The sequence below is a fragment of the Polyangium fumosum genome (assembly GCF_005144585.1).
Taxonomy (GTDB): Bacteria; Myxococcota_A; Polyangia; order Polyangiales; family Polyangiaceae; genus Polyangium; species Polyangium fumosum.
Genome location: NZ_SSMQ01000066.1, coordinates 52,656 through 68,956 on the forward strand (window position 1 = coordinate 52,656; position 16,301 = coordinate 68,956).

Sequence of the window (16,301 nt, forward strand, 5' to 3'; positions counted from 1 at the left end):
TCCAGGGATGGTCAAACCAGCGCGCTCGTGCCGCAGCCAGGAGCTTCATTGCCGGCGATAGACGCAGCCCGACATGCCCTCGTGCTCGGCCGGGTTCTCGCCCAGCTCCTTGCCTCCTGCACACCATGAACCTCGACGAGCCGAGCTTCTTCTCGGCTCTCCTCGATGTCGTGCCCGGCGGGCGCGCAGTGACGTTTTCGGTCCGATGTGCTGCACGGAGTCGGAGCAGCCTGCGCCCGTTCGGCGTTATCATCGCCACCGGAACGGGGAGGTCACGATGCAGCAGGGGTACGGGGGCGGCGAGTACATCCTCACGGGGCGAGTCGTCGACATCCAGACCGGGCAAGGGCTGCCCGATGTGCGCGTCGAGGCGTGGGACAAGGGGCGGCTCTGCAACGACTTGGTCGCATGCGCCTTCTCCGACGCGCTCGGCATCTTCCGTATTGTTCTTGAGACCCGGCACCTGCGCGAGCTCTTCCTCGACCGCGTCCCGGTGTTGTTCTTCCGCCTCTTCGAGGGCCTGACCTGCATCGCCAGCACGGAGCGCTCGGTCCTCTGGCGGGTCGATCGCCCGGAGAGTGCGGTGCGGATCGAGATCAACCGCTCCACGAGCACGCGAAGCTTCATCCCGGCACCCTTCATCGTTCGTGGTCGGGTGGTCACCACCGCAGGCGCTCCACGCGCGGGCCTCGTCGTGCGCGCCTACAACCGGAACCTCCGAGAAGAGCAGCTCCTCGGCGAGGCCACAACCAGCGATACTGGCAGCTACCGAATCGTCTACGCGGCCGACAAGCTCGCCCAGGACTTCGAGTACAGCGGCGAGTTGCTCGACGTGGCGCTCTTCGATCCGGGCCCCGGACCCGGGTACCGAAAGTCGGCCGCTGACCTCGTTGTGCGCGTGTACGATGCGGAGCGCGCCGTCACGGCCGAGAAGAAGCTCTGCCACGCGCCACCCACGGCAACCGTGAACCTGGTGCTGGGGGGCGAGATTTACCGCGGCCCCTCGGCTTACGAGCGCCTTGTTGTTCTTCTGGCCCCTGCCATCCGCGGCGCCTCTCTGACGGACCTCACCGAGGAGGACATTCGCCATCTCGCGTGCAGCCTGCGCCTCGATCTGGACGACCTCGACGCCCTCGTCACGGCCACGCAGCTCGCACGTGCCCTCGGGATCCACCCCGCGGCCCTCTACGGGTTGTTCCGCGAAGGACTCCCTCGCGAGCGACGTGGCTTGCTCATGACGAGGCCATCCGAGCAGCTCCGGGCGCTTCTTCTCGCGCTCGAGCACAACCTGATCCCGGCGACGCTCCGGGAGCAGGTCGACGCCATCCTCGCAGCGCTCCACAAGGCCGCCGTGCAGCTCGCCTTCGAGCCGGCGGAGACCGGGATCTCTCTGGGCGATCTCCTCGCCATCGTTCTTCCCGCCCGGGATGCGCAGGAAGCGCTGGTGTCGGCCTACCTCAAGTACGAAGGGCCGGTCGACGGCTTCTGGCAGGGACTTCGGGAGCACCCGACGTTCAAAGAAGAAGGGCTCGTCGACCGCGTGCAGCTCGCCCTGCAGCTCGCCACGCTCAGTCGCCAGCACCTGCCCCTTGTTCGTGCCCTCGACGAATCGCGTCGCAGCGGGAAGTGGTCGTCGCTCGCCGATCTCGCGAAGCTCGCTGTCCCCGACTGGCTCGCCCTCCTCGAGAAGGGCATCGACGGCGCACCCATCGGCGCCCCGCCCGACATGCCTGGCGCCGACGACAAGGAGAAAAGCGCGAACTACGCGCTTCTCTTGACCGACACGCTGGCGAATTCCCTCCCCACTGCCGCGCTCGCAGGGCAGCTCCAGGGCAAGGCGGATCAAGACCTCGCGCTGTTCTTCTCGAAGAACCCGGACTTCGAGATCGGCAAGACCCAGGTACGCTCCTACTTGCAGGAGAAGCCTGGTGCCCTCGACGGCCTATCCTCGCCGAAGACCGCGACGGCGAACCTCGAGGCCCTCGAGCGCCTCTTCAAGGTGACGCCGAACCCCACCGAGATGAACACGCTCTTCTCCGCGGGCATCCACTCGGCGCAGAGCATCCAGAAGCTCGGCAAGCCGGCGTTCATCAAGTCGTACAGCCAGGTGCTCGGGGGCCAGTCCAAGGCCGAGAGCCTCTTCCAGAAGGCCCAGCAGATCACGAGCGGCGCACTCGCTCTCTTCGGGAAGTTCGCCTCCATAGCTCGGCCGCCTGGGCTCTATGTTCTCCCCGCTCCGGACCTCGGAAGCACGGGAGACTCCGCCGCGCTCATGGACATCTTCGGCCCGCAGAACCTCGCCTGCGAGCACTGCGCGTCGATCTACGGCCCGGCCGCCTACCTCGTCGACGTCCTCGACTTCCTCGGCTGCTACCCGGCAACCCAGAACAAGCCCGGGGATCCAGCGACGGCCCGTGACGTTCTTCTCGCCCGGCGCCCGGATCTCTCACGCATCGAGCTCTCCTGCGAGAACACCCTGACGGAGGTGCCGTATGTGGACCTCGCCGACGAGATTCTCGAGTTCCGCCTCGCCCACGCGGTTGATCCATCCGTTGCCCTCGACGCGCACATCAAGACCGTGGGCACCGCGGAGGAGCTCGCGCTCTCACCCCAGCCCATCCACGGCAAGGCGCGCTTCACGGCCTACAAGGCGCTCGCGCAGGGGAAGTTCCCCCCGGCGCCGCCGTTCAACGTCTGGGCCGAGGAGACGGACATCCTGCTCGCGCACTTCGGCACCTCGCGCGCCGAGCTCGTTGACGTCTTCTCCCAGGCCCCGGCCACGCCGGCGCCGCCGGCCCCCGGCCTGCTCGATGCGTTCTCGGCGCTGCTCAAGGAGGCCAAGGAGGACGCCTCCGCCTTCTTCTCGGCCGTCGCCGAGCGCACTGGGCTGCCCGCTGCGGACCTGGATGTCCTCGTCAGCAAGCTCGGCCTCGTCTTCCCCTCGAGCTTCAAGAACGAGGCTGCGGTCGGCCGTCTCTGGAACGCGATCCAAGTCGTGAAGGGACTCGGCGTGTCCGCGACGCGGGCCATCTCCTGGGCCACCACAACGGCTCCGATCGAGAGCGCCAACCCCGCCGTGCTCACCGCCCCGGCTCTTGCCGATGATGTCCGCCTGGCCGTGAAGGCGAAGTACACGGACGAAGCCTGGCCCGATATCGGGCGGGTTCTTCGCGATGGACTGCGCGAACTACAACGAAAGGCGCTGGTCTCTGCCGCCCTCGCGCTGGGCAAGTACAACTCCACGAACGACCTCTTCGCAGAGCTGCTCGTCGACGTGGAGATGAGCCCGAAGCCGACCACGTCGCGCATCCAGCAAGCGATCAGCTCGGTGCAGCTCTTCGTCCAGCGCTGCTTCATGGGCCTGGAGCCCGCGGTCACGTCCCTCGACGACGAGGCCGCCGCGCAATGGGCCTGGATGAAGAACTACCGGGTCTGGGAGGCCAACCGAAAGATCTTCTTCCACCCGGAGAACTGGATCGAGCCCGAGCTGCGCGACGACAAGACGCCCTTCTTCAAGGAGCTCGAAAGCGAGCTACTTCAAGGAGACATCACGGACGCACGTGCCGAGCAGGCATTCCGGAAGTACCTGCAGAAGCTGCACGATGTCGCCCATCTGGATGTCGTCGCAATCTGCAACGACAGGGACGCTGGTGTCCCAGGGGGGCCCACGACTGCGCCCCTGCACATCATCGCCCGCACGCATACGGCGCCCCGCGTCTACTTCTATCGCCAGCGCCTCCACGGTCGGTTCTGGACTTCGTGGGAGAAGCTCGACCTCGACATCCAGAGCGACTGTTTTCTCGCCGTCGTACACAACCGCCGGCTTTACTTGTTCTGGGCGCTGCTCGAGGAGGCCGAAGACACGGGGACTGAGGCTTCCCCCGCGCCGAAGGGCGGCAAGCCCACGGGCTACAAGAAGCCGAAGGAGTACGATCTCGACGATGGCGGCAAGCCTCAGCCGGACATTGGCATCGACATCGACGAGCCGAACAAGTCGCCGGGACCGAAGGCGCCGACGATCAAGAAGAAGCCATTGCGACTGCGCGTCGCGTGGAGCGAACGGCAGAACGGACGCTGGTCGCCGCGCAAGGTGGGCCCCGAGGAGCCGCTCACCGTCGCAGTGCCCGACGGAGATCCCGTCGCGCTGTCGCTCTGGCCCTCCCTGGAGGCGGGCAAGCTAGCGATCTCCTGCGCGGTCAAGGAGGCGGGGCCTCCCGACCGCTCGAGCCGCGTCTATCAGCTCGTGCTCGGGTGCGACGGACGACTCGAGGTCGTGAAGTCATCCGCCACTTGGAAGACTTCGGCTGTCCTCGGAACGTCCCTTCAAGGCATGGAGTTCGTCCGAAATGACGACACCGTGGGGCTCTGGCTCCGGGGCTTCGCGCTGACGGACAAGGATGTACAGGTTCTGGAAAAGACACCGGGGCCGTATGCGATGGTCGTCCCTCACCGGGGAATCCATCTGGCCTTGGCGCTGAAGTGGGGCCTTGGCCTCCCGCCATTCTTCTACAAGGACCAGGAGAGAACGTTCTTCGTTCAGATGACGCAGCGCCCTGAAGGCGACGTCGGCGAACAAGACGTCCAGCAGAACCCGTGGATCCAGTTCCTGCCCGGCATGCCTGCGGGACCGTTCAATCCGCAGATCGACATCGCCCCGGTCGTCTCGGTTGAGCTCGAGCCGCGACAGGTGCGGTTCGAGGTGTTCTATCACCCGCACGCCTGCGCCTTGCTGGAGACGCTCGAGCGCGACGGGATCGATGGTCTCTTCGGGTGGCCTGCGAACGGCAAGAGCGTCCAGCTTCGCAGCGAGAGCTTCTTCGACGCAAAGTATGCACCTACGCCTCTCGTCGTGGCCACGCCGTATCCCGTCGACGATATCGACTTCTCGTTCGGCGGAGCCTACGGGCAATACAACTGGGAGGTCTTCTTCCACGCTCCCTTCTTGATTGCCTGCATGCTCATGAGGAACCACAGACACGAGGAGGCCCAGCGCTGGTTCCACCGCATCTTCGAGCCCACCCCCGGAGCCGGAAGCGGGCCCGAGCGGTTCTGGAAGGTGAAGCCGCTCCGGGAGAAGGCCGACCCGAAGGCGCTCGCGGTCGAGCTCGCCGCGCTCGCGGCAGGGGATGAAGAAGCGATTGGTGAGCTCGCTGCGCAGATCGAAGCGTGGCGCGAGGAGCCGTTCAACCCGCACCTCATCGCGCGGATGCGGCCGATCGCGTACCAGCGGGCCGTCGTGATGAAGTACATCGACAACCTGATTGCCTGGGGCGACGACTTGTTCTCCCAGGACACGCGCGAGGCCATCAACGAAGCCACCGGGCTCTACATCCTCGCCGCCGATATCCTGGGCCCGAAGCCCAAGCTGAACAACAACTCCCAGGCTGCTCCGAAGACGTACGCCGAGCTTCTTGCCTCGGCTCCGCTCGCCGACTTCGAGAACCTCGTCCCCGAGCTGAACGGGGCCGGGGATGTTCCCTTCATCGACACGGCCCACTTCGGCGTTCCGCCGAACGACAAACTTCTCGGGTACTGGGATCTCATGGCCGATCGGCTCTTCAAGATCCGGCATGGCCTCAACATCGAGGGCCAGGCGAGACCGTTGCCACTGTTTGCGCCGCCAATCGATCCGGCACTGCTGGTGAAGGCGGCGGCCATGGACCTTGATCTGAGTGACGTCCTCCAGAACCAGTTCGTCCCGATGCCCCACTACCGGTTCGGGGTACTGCACGCCAAGGCGGTGGAGTTCTGCGGCGGCGTGATCGCCTTGGGCTCTTCTCTCCTCGCGGCGCTCGAGAAGCATGACGTGGAGAATCTGTCGAAGATCCGGGCCAAGCACGAGACAGCCCTGCTCACTGCCACCCGGGAGGTGAAGAAGCGGCAGATTGACGAGGCCAAGCAGACTCTCACCGGCCTGAAGAAGGCCCGGGAGGCCGCGGGCATCAAGCTCCAGCACTACAAGAGCCTGCCGCTCATGAACAGCTACGAGGAGCAGGCCATGGTGATGTCGAGCGCTGCGACGTTCACCCAGTTCCTCATGCAGGCGACGCATACCGAGGCCGGCGCGTCCTACCTGCTGCCCACGATGATCACCGGAGGCGCCGGCATCGCCAGCCCTGCTGCGTTGGTGGTATATGGCGGCGAGAACACGGCGAAGTCCGGCGAGTCTTTTGGCAATGTGCTCTCCGTGGCGACGTCGCTCTTGCGCGATGGCGCCGCGATGAGTGCGACGATGGGCTACTACACCCGCCGCGCCGAGGAATGGAAGCTTCAGGAGAGGCTCGCCGCCAAGGAGATCGAGCAGCTCGACAAGCAGATCTTGGCTGCCGAGATCAGGCTCGCGCTCGCGGAGAAGGAGCTTGAGAACCACGATCTCACGGTCGAGAACGCCAAGGAGGTCGAGGCCACGCTGCGTGACAAGTTCACGAACCAGGCGCTCTATTCCTGGACGGTCGACGAGGTCTCGAAGGTCTACTTCGACGCGTACAAGCTCGCTCTCGGGATGGCGAAGCGCGCGGAGAAGGCAATCCAGATGGAGCTCGTAGAGGACACCTCGTACATCTCCCCGACGCATTGGGAGGGCATGAAGAACGGCCTGCTCGCAGGGGAGAAGCTGTTGCAGCAGCTCCGGCAGATGGAGGCCGCGTACCTCGACAAGAACAAGCGGGAGTACGAGATCACGAAGCACATCTCCCTCGCGCAGCTCGCCCCGCAGAAGCTCCTCGAGCTGAAGCAGAAGGGCGTCTGCGAGTTCGACGTGCCCGAGCTCGAGTTCGACCTCGACTTCCCGGGGCACTACTTGCGCCGGATCAAGACCGTCAGCCTCTCCATCCCCTGCGTGACGGATGCCTACGGCACGCTCAATGCCACGCTCACGCTCGTGAAGAGCCGGGTTCGGAAGAACGCCGACCTCACCGGGGGCTACGCCGAGAAGGCGAACGACGGCCGATTCACCACGCCGTACGTCGCCCCGATCTCGCTCGCCATCAGCGGCGCGCAGAACGACGCGGGCGTCTTCGAGCTGTCTCTACGCGACGAGCGGTACTTGCCCTTCGAGGGCGCGGGCGCCATCGGCACCTGGAAGATCGAGCTCTCAGCCAACAATACCGACCTCGACGCATTGAGTGACGTTGTTCTCCACGTCCGCTACACGGCGATGGACGGCGGAGACTCATTGAAAACCGAAGCGCAGAAGAACGCCGCGCTGCTCCTCTCGGGCCTGCGCTTGTTGCCGGTGAAGGACGAGTTCCCGACGGAGTGGCGCCACTTCTTCAAGGCGGATGCCGGCGCGGCACAGACGCTGGTACTGCCGCTCGAGAAGAGCGTCTTCCCAAGGTGCCGCAACGGAGGCGCCCCGAAGATCAACGCCGTGCGGATATTCGCCGCCTGGAAAGACCCCACGGCCTACTTCGCGGGCACGCCTCTCGCGGTGAACGTCACGCCGCCCTCGGCTGCCTCCGTGCAGACCACGCTCGTAAAGGGCCCCGACCCGCTCGACAGCCTCGCCGTGAGCCCGACGCTGACGCCTGCCCCCGGAACATCCTGGGCTACGGGTGCGTGGACGCTCTCGGCTGCGGGCGCTGTGGGCGACGGCCTCGACAACATCTGGGTCCTCTGCGACTTCTCACGGCAGGGGGCCTGATCATGGAGGGGATGCCGAAGCGGTCCTCCATCATTCCCGCGCCGACGGTAAAGGCGCCGAACCCCGCGCTACCCAAAGGCGGCGGCGCCGAGCGCGGGCTCGGGGAGAAGTTCGGAGCGAACCTCGCCATGGGCACGGGCACGCTCAACGTCCCGATCGCGACGACGCCTTGCAGGGGCCTCACGCCCGAGCTCGCGCTCACCTACGACTCGGGGACCGGGAACGGCCCCTTCGGCGTCGGCTGGCACCTCTCGGTTCCGTCGATCACCCGCAAGACGGACAAGGGCCTGCCCGAATACACAGACCAATGGGACACGGACACGTTCATCCTGTCCGGCGCCGAGGACCTTGTTCCGGTGCTCGGTCCGGATGGGAAGAAGCTGATCACCACCGAGCAGGGCCGGAGGATCCAGCGCTATCAGCCTCGCGTCGAGGGGGCCTTCGCCCGCGTCGAGCGCATCACCGAGGCGGGCGCCCATTACTGGCAGGTGACGACGCAGGACAACATCCGGCACATCTACGGAAAGTCGAAGACTGCCCGGGTTGCCGATGCGTTGTACCCCGACCGGATCCTCACCTGGCTCCTCGAGCGCATGGAGGACGCGCGGGGGAACATCATTCAGTACGAATACAAGGCCGAAGACCTGGCGAGCGTGCTGAAGTCTCTCCACGAGAAGCACCGGCACGAGGATCCCAAGCTCTTCTCGAATAGCTACTTGAAGCGCATTCGATACGGGAACAAGAAGCCTGGCCAGGCCGACGACTTCTACTTCCAGGTCGTCTTCGACTACGGCGAGCACGACGCCGAGGCCCCGACGCCGGACGAGGTGAAGCCGTGGCTCTGCCGGAAAGACCCGTTCTCGAGCTACAGGGCCACCTTCGAGATCCGCACCTACCGCCTCTGCCGGCGCGTTCTGGTCTTCCACCAATTCCCCGAGCTCGGCGCGGAGCCCGTCCTCGTCCGGTCGACGGACTTCGCCTATGCCGAGGCCCCGCCGCTCTCGCAGCTCGTCGCGGTCACGCAGTCGGGGTACATCCAGAAGAACGGCGGCTACACGAAGAAGTCGCTGCCGCCGCTCGAGCTCGGCTACTCTCTGCCCGAGCTCCACACCTACGTACAGACGGTTGACCCCGAATACACGTCGGATGTCGGCAACGTCGACGGCAAGCGAGCGCGGTGGGTTGATCTTGAGGGCGAGGGCTTGCCCGGCGTTCTTGTCCAGCACGGCGAGGGCTTGTTCTACAAGCAGAACCTCGGCGATGCCGAGCTCGCACCGGCCAGGCAACTCATGCGCCGTCCCAATGCCCTTGCACCTACCATGGGCCGCACGGAGCTTCTGGATCTCGAGCACGAAGGCCGCCCGAGCCTCGTGTTCTTCAACAGGACCGGCTCAGGGATTCACGAGCGCACCGCGGATGGCGAATGGGGGCCGTTCTTGCCCTTCTCCTCCCATCCGAACATCCCCTGGAACGACCCGGGCGTGCGCTTCATCGACATCACCGGCGACGGCCAGCAGGACATCATCTTCACGAGCGGGCACGTGCACATCTGGTTTCCCTCGCTCGGCAAGAAGGGCTGGGGGCCGCCACGGAATCTGCCGATGGTCTTCGAGGAGGACCTGTCGCCGACGGAGGTGTACCGGGACAATCGAGGCATTGTCTTCGTCGCGGACATGACCGGCGACGGCATGCCCGACATCGTACGGATCAAGAACGGCAGCATCTGCTACTGGCCAAACCGTGGTCTTGGGCGGCTCGGGCCCAAGGTCGAGATGAGCAATGCGCCTCGGTTCGATGACCCGCTCCGCTTCGATCCTCGGCGCATCCGGCTCGCGGACATCGACGGCTCGGGGACCACGGACATCCTCTACATCGGCGCCGACGGGATTCAGATCGCCTTCAACCAGGCGGGCAATAGCTGGAGCAAAGTCGAGAAGCTACCGGGGTTCCCTACGGCGGACCTCGGGTCGCCGATCTCGGTGCTCGACTTCCTGGGCACGGGGACGGCCTGCATCGTCTGGTCCTCGCCCTGGAAGGGCGTGGCGCAGCCGCCGATGCGCTACATTGACCTCTTGGGCTCGAAGAAGCCGTACTTACTCACCTCGGTGAAGAACAACCTCGGGGCCGAAACGATGCTTGAGTACGCGCCCTCGACGAAGTTCTACCTGGAGGACTTGAAGAACGGGACGCCCTGGGTCACGCGCCTGCCTTTCCCAGTGCATGTGCTCGCCCGCGTGGAGACCCACGACGCCGTGAGCGGCACGAGGTTCGTCAGTACATACAATTACCACCACGGCTACTACGACAGCGCGGAGAAGGAGTTCAGGGGGTTCGGCCTTGTAGAACAATGGGATGCAGAATCGTTCTCCGAGAACGAGTTCCACCTCCCGCCGGTCTTGACGAAGACGTGGTTTCACACCGGCGCGTTCTTCGAGAAGGACAAGATCGAGAACCAGTTCGCGAGGGAGTACTACGCGCTCGACGCCCAGGCACCTGTACTTCCCGACGCCGATCTTCCCCAAGGCATGAGCCCGAGGGAGGCACGGGAGGCGGCGCGGGCCCTCAAGGGCCAGATGCTGCGACAGGAGGTCTACGGGCTCGACGGCTCGCCGCAGCAAGAGCACCCGTACCTCGTCACCTCGGCCAGCCACGAGATTCGCAAGCTGCACCCAGCCACGGACAAGGCACACGCGGTCTTCTTCCCGTACGTCCGGGAGAAGCTCGAGGCCCACTACGAGCGCAACCCGAAGGATACGCGCGTCGTCCACACCCTGGCGCTCGAGGTGGATGCCTTCGGGCACGTGATCCGCTCCGCGACAGTGGCCTACGCCCGCCGGAATATGGAGCTGCCCGAGCAGGGCCTGCTCGCCACGATCACCGAGGCCACGATGGCGAATGAGCCCGCCCAGTCCGGCTTCTACCGGCTCGGGGTGCCCGTCGAGACCCGGACGTACGAGCTCACGGGCCTGCCGAAGGCGCAGAGCGCGTGCCTGCCCTTCGCCAGCGTCCTCGCCTCGGTGAACAACGCGGTAACCATCCCCTACGAGGCCACCCCCGATGGCAGCCTCCAGAAGCGCCTCGTCGAGCACGTGAGGCACCTCTACTGGGACAGCTCGACCCTGGCCGGCCCGCTGCCTCTCGGAGCCGTGGACGGGCTCGCGTTGCCCTACGAGACCTACGCGCTCGCCTTCACGCCGGGGCTGCTGGCCGGGGCGTACGGCTCGCGCGTCACGCCGCAGCTCCTCGCCGAGGGCGGGTACGTCGAGCAAGACGGCTTGTTCTGGATCCGAAGTGGACGGGAGACCTTTGATCCGACCAGGTTCTACTTGCCCATCGAGGTCAGAGACCCCCTGGGACAAACCACGGAGATCGGCTACGACAGCCACAACCTGCTCGTGATCTCGGTCGTTGATCCCCTGGGCAACGAGATCACGGCGGAGAACGACTACCGCACGATGTCCCCGGTCCTGGTCACCGACCCGAACAAGAACCGCACCGCGGTAGAGCTCGACGAGCTCGGGCTGGTCGTGGCCACGGCGGTCATGGGCAAGGTCGGCGCGGCAGAGGGGGACACGCTCGCGGAGCCGACCACCACGTTCGAGTACGACCTCGAGCGGTGGTGCAAGGACAAGAAGCCGAACGTCGTCCACGCCGCGGCGCGCGAGCGGCATGGGGATCCCGCCACGCCCTGGCAGCACAGCTACACGTACCTCGACGGGCTCGGGCGCGAGGTCATGAAGAAGGTCCGCGCCGAGGCCGGGCCGGCACCGAAGCGGGACCAGAACGGCCTTCTGGTCAAGGACGCGCAGGGGCAGCTCGTCCTCGAGAACACGACCGTCCGCTGGGTGGGGACGGGACGCACCGTCTTCGACAACAAGGGCAATCCCGTCAAGAAGTACGAGCGCTTCTTCAGCGCGACGCACGAGTACGAGGACGAAAACGAGCTCGTCGAGTGGGGCGTGACGCCCATCCTCCGGTACGACCCCCTCGGGCGACTCGTCAGGACCGATCACACGAACGGCACGTTCTCCCGCGTGGAGTTTACGCCCTGGAAGCAGACGAGCTGGGACGAGAACGACACGGTTCTGGAGAGCGCGTGGTACGCGGCCCGGCAGGCCGGCGCCTCGCCCTCACCGTCGGCCGAGGAGCAGCGCGCTGCCCTGCTTGCCGCCAAGCACGCCGGCACCCCCGCGACGCTTCACCTGGATGTCCTGGGCCGGCCGGTGGTGAAGGTCGAGGACAACGGGGCCTCGGTGAAGTACACGACCGCGACGACGCTTGACATCGAGGGCAACCCGCTCACCCTCATCGACGCCCGAGGCAATACGGCGATGGCGCAGCTCTTCGACATGCTGAGCCGGCCGCTCACCCAGAAGAGCATCGACGCGGGCGAGCGGTGGACCTTCTTCGACGTGCTCGGCAACCCGATCAGGAGCTGGGACAGCCGCGGGCATGTCGTCCGCTCGGTCTACGATGCTCTTCACCGGCGCACGGAGCTCTGGGTGCAGAAGGACGCGGGCGCGGAGATCCTGGCGGAGAAGACGAGCTACGGCGAAGGGCAGCCGAACGCGCAGGCCGCGAACCTGCGCGGGAAGGTGTACCAGGTCAGGGACGGCGCCGGCCTCGTCACGCGCGTGGCCTACGACTTCAATGGCAACCCCCTCGAGGTGCACAGGCAGCTCGCCAAGAACTACAAGGGCGACCTCGACTGGTCTGCGTCGCCGGTGCTCGAGGTGGAGACGTTCGTCCAAAAGACACAATACGATGCGCTGAACAGGCCCACGAGCCTCACCATGCCGGACCAGAGCGAGGTCAGGCCGAAGTACAACGAAGCGGGCCTGCTCGAGCAGGTAGAAGTGCGGCTGCGGGGGGCGATCAACTGGTCGACGTTCGTCGACGATATCGATTACGACGCGAAGGGGCAGCGGGAGAAGATCGTCTACGGGAACGGCGTCGTCACCGCGTACAGCTACGACCCGCTCACGTTCCGGCTGATAAGGATCAAGACGACCAGGCCCTCGGATGGGGCGCTTCTACAAGACCTTCGCTACATCTACGACCCAGTTGGCAATATCGTCGAGATCGCGGATCTCGCGCAGAAGACGGTGTTCAACAACGGGCCTGTCGAGCCGGTCTGGAAGTACGAGTACGATGCCTTGTACAGGCTGATCGAGGCGACAGGCCGCGAGCATGCGGGGCAGAACGCGGAGATCCAGCAGGACGAGGGCGGCTTCCCGCTGCTCAACGTGCCGCACCCGAACGACCCGCAGGCGCTCCGGAACTACACCGAGCGCTACAAGTACGACGCGGTCGGCAACATCGAGAAGATGATCCACGAGGTAGTGGGCCTCTCGGGGAGCTGGACACGCCGCTACGACGTCGCGCCGGGGAACAATCGGCTGCTCCGCACGAGCCTCCCCGGCGATGCGGACGGGGACTTCTCGGCGAAGTACGGCCACGACGCTCACGGGAACATGACCTCGATGCCGCATCTGCCGAGCATCGGGTGGGACTTCAAGGACCAGAAGCGCGAGGTCGACAAGGGCGGCGGCGGCCAGGTGTACTTCACGTACGACGCCGCGGGGCAGCGCGTCCGGAAGGTCTGGGAGCACAACGGGATCGTCGAGGAGCGGATCTACCTTGGAGGCTTCGAGATCTACCGGAGGAGCGAGGCGGGCTCGCTGGTCCTCGAGCGCGAGACGCTCCATGTGAGGGATGGGGCCCAGCGCATCGTCCTCACCGAGACGAAGACCGTGGACGCCTCGGTGCCGAACCTCGCGGTGTCGTCGCGCGTGCGCTACCAGCTCGGTAACCACCTCGGCTCGGCCGCGCTGGAACTCGACGAGGCCGGTCTGGTGATCTCCTACGAGGAGTACCACCCCTTCGGGACGACGGCTTTCCACGCGGCGGCGGCCGTCGTGGAGGTCAGCGCGAAGCGGTATCGGTATACGGGCAAGGAGCGGGACGAGGAGACGGGTCTCTACTACCACGGGGCGAGGTACTACGCGCCGTGGCTCGGGCGGTGGACGAGCGCGGATCCGGCGGGGATGGTGGATGGGCCGAACCTCTTTGCCTACGTGACGGGAAACCCAGTTCGGCTTCGTGATCCGAGCGGCATGCAGGGGCACGACGCTGCAAAACCCAAGACTCCCGTCCCAGCCCCCGCGCCAATCTGGGCGTACCCGCCGCCCCCACCTCCACCTCCTCTGGAGAAAAAAGAGAAGCCTGCCCCTCCACCCGTATCGACGCCGCCGGAAGTCGACAAGAACAGGGTGCCAGAGGAACTCCTCACGGCCGCGGACGAAGGCAAGGTCAGAGCCAAGGCACCATTTCTGACCAAGGAATCGGAACCGTTCGTTGCGCGGTACTTCCTTTACGCGGTGGATGAACTACAGAAACGAGGAATCCCTCGACGTAATGCGATGCTCTTGCTTGCCCAGGCGGGCTTAGAGACAAGCTATGGCCGCAAAACGATAGAGGAACCGGGCAAGGAGCCGCGCAGGAATCCGAACGCAGAAGAGGGAGTTAACAACTTTCTGTCGCTGCAGCCCAAAAGAGAACTGTGGCACGAATTCATCGCGCGTGGCATCTCTATAAAAAAGGAAGCTCGCGGCAATGCTGGCGAGGGGGCTATTACTCCCGTCCCCCAGTACAAGAGCATCCGCGAGTCCATCTCGGCTCAACTGGACATCGCGTACCGTATTGGACGGGATATCCCCAAGGGACATCCTGAGCCTCTGGTCCGGATGGGCAAAGATATCGTGAGAGCCGAGGCCACTGCTGATAGTTACGCTCGGGCAGCCGTGGGCTATTCACAGCAACCGTACATGCCTGCCGACCCTAACGCCCACAACTTCGTCAAGGAGTACGACAGGGTACTGCCTGCGGTCATTCGCATGCTGGAGAGCTTGCCCGAGTCCATGAGTGCCGAGACGAGAGCATGGGCAATCCAGCTCGCTGCCGAGCTGCGTGCTCCGAGAAGACAATGAGCACCACATTAAATTGGAGAGGATACACTTGGGTCCGAGCTGCTGCGGCTTGGGGGCTGCTCCTTCCGCCACTGATGTGCTCTTCGTGTGCGACTCGGTGCGGCGCGGACCCAGGAACGACGGGTTCAGCGATCCCGGCTGCGTCGAACCCATCGCAGGATGGCTCCGCCACCGTGGATGCATCAGCGGAAAGAGCCAGCGATGGCTGTCCTGATGGTATGGCGAGGGTCGAGGGTGGGAAGCTGAGGGCGCGCAGGAAGGTCCCGTGGGTGATCAAAACCATGTGCGTTGATCGAACCGAGGTCACGGTGCAGAGCTACGCTGCGTGCGTTGTCCAGGGGGTTTGCCAGAAGCCGGATAGCAGAGAGTCGGGTGGTGGAGGAGCATGCAACTGGGGTGTGCTTGGGCGCGAACTGCATCCGGTCAACTGCATTGACAAGAACAGCGCCGAGACATATTGCCAGCAACGGGGTGCACGGCTGCCAAACTTTAATGAATGGCGATGGGTCGCCGACGGGGGGGACACTGCCAACAGCTACCCGTGGGGCAACGCCCCGCCTTCGGATCATGCGTGCTGGTCGGGCGTGGCCAAGCGGAGCGGCACATGTCCAGTCGGCGCCTTTCCCAAAGGCGACTCTGCGCAGGGCATCCATGACCTGAGCGGAAACGTCGATGAGTGGACGACAACCGAGTTCTTCGTGACGCCGGGAGACTTCCTCTTGCTGGGCGGATCGTGGTCGGATCAAGATCCCAACGCCCTGAAGACCATTGCCGCGGAGCACGACACCCCCGATGGCCGATATGAAACATACGGATTCCGGTGCATCAAAGTCATGAGTCCGCCCGCTCCACGGCCGTCCGAATCTAGCGAGGGATGCCCGGAGAACATGTTGGTTGTCGAGGGGGGAAAGCTGAGGGCTCGCGGTAACGTTCCAGTCGATATCAGAACCATGTGTGTGGATCGGTTCGAGGTCACAGTAGAGAGCTATGCGGATTGCGTCAAAAAGGGGGCATGTCAGGAGCCCAAAACCGGCGGGGCGTGCAATTGGGGCGTGTCCGGACGCGCATGGCATCCCATCAATTGCGTTGGTCTTGACAGTGCCCAGGCTTATTGCGCGGATAAGAACGCGCGTCTGCCAGCGGCCGATGAATGGGAATGGGTTGCCGGAGGAAGGAATGCAGCCACCCTTTACCCATGGGGCAACTATCCGCCTTCGCTCGAGGTTTGGTGGTCGGGCAGGGTCGAACGGAGTAGCACGGGCGAGGTCGGCTTCTTTGTCGACGGGGACTCGCCGCAGGGGATCAGCGATCTAAGCGGAAACGTATCCGAGTGGACGTCGACACCTTCATCGGAAGGATCAGGGTCCTTCGTCGTGCGCGGTGGAAGCTGGGAGAGTAAACTACCAGATCAACTACGGAACGGTACCACCGATCATCAAGCTCGCGAATCGCGACACCATGCAATCGGTTTCCGTTGCGTGAAAGATCTGTAGCTCGAGGCAGGATCGGCAGCGTGGCCGAGATCGCACACTGGCGCGCCTGGCCTAGCAGCCCGTGGACCTATCCCGAAGGGACGATCGACAGAGACGGGAGACGATGGTAGGTTTGTCCGCGTCATGTCGATGGGTCGAACACGGGAGAAGCAAGCGCCGCTCTGGGTGGCGGCGCCT

Annotated in this window: 3 protein-coding genes; all 3 read left to right on the forward strand. The window is 64.9% G+C overall.

Annotated features, from left to right (window positions below; genetic code table 11):
- Positions 1-277: 277 nt before the first annotated feature.
- The 3 genes from E8A74_RS40800 (at position 278) to E8A74_RS56155 (ending at position 16,124) form a co-directional block, all read left to right on the forward strand.
- Positions 278-7,642, forward strand: coding sequence for a Tc toxin subunit A-related protein (locus tag E8A74_RS40800; protein ID WP_136934535.1), 7,365 nt, complete (start codon positions 278-280; stop codon positions 7,640-7,642).
- An 11-nt stretch (positions 7,643-7,653) separates the two neighbouring features.
- On the forward strand, positions 7,654-14,631 hold the full coding sequence (locus tag E8A74_RS40805) for a SpvB/TcaC N-terminal domain-containing protein (protein WP_170229755.1): 6,978 nt from the start codon (positions 7,654-7,656) through the stop codon (positions 14,629-14,631).
- A 281-nt stretch (positions 14,632-14,912) separates the two neighbouring features.
- Positions 14,913-16,124, forward strand: coding sequence for a formylglycine-generating enzyme family protein (locus E8A74_RS56155; RefSeq protein WP_420814234.1), 1,212 nt, complete (start codon positions 14,913-14,915; stop codon positions 16,122-16,124).
- The last annotated feature ends 177 nt before the right edge of the window (positions 16,125-16,301 follow it).

What these genes read in the sequence shown, in the direction of transcription:
- E8A74_RS40800 (WP_136934535.1), top strand. Translation starts at nt 278, where the DNA reads ATGCAGCAGGGGTACGGGGGCGGCGAGTACATCCTCACGGGGCGAGTC.
- E8A74_RS40805 (WP_170229755.1), top strand. Translation starts at nt 7,654, where the DNA reads ATGCCGAAGCGGTCCTCCATCATTCCCGCGCCGACGGTAAAGGCGCCG.
- E8A74_RS56155 (WP_420814234.1), top strand. Translation starts at nt 14,913, where the DNA reads ATGTGCGTTGATCGAACCGAGGTCACGGTGCAGAGCTACGCTGCGTGC.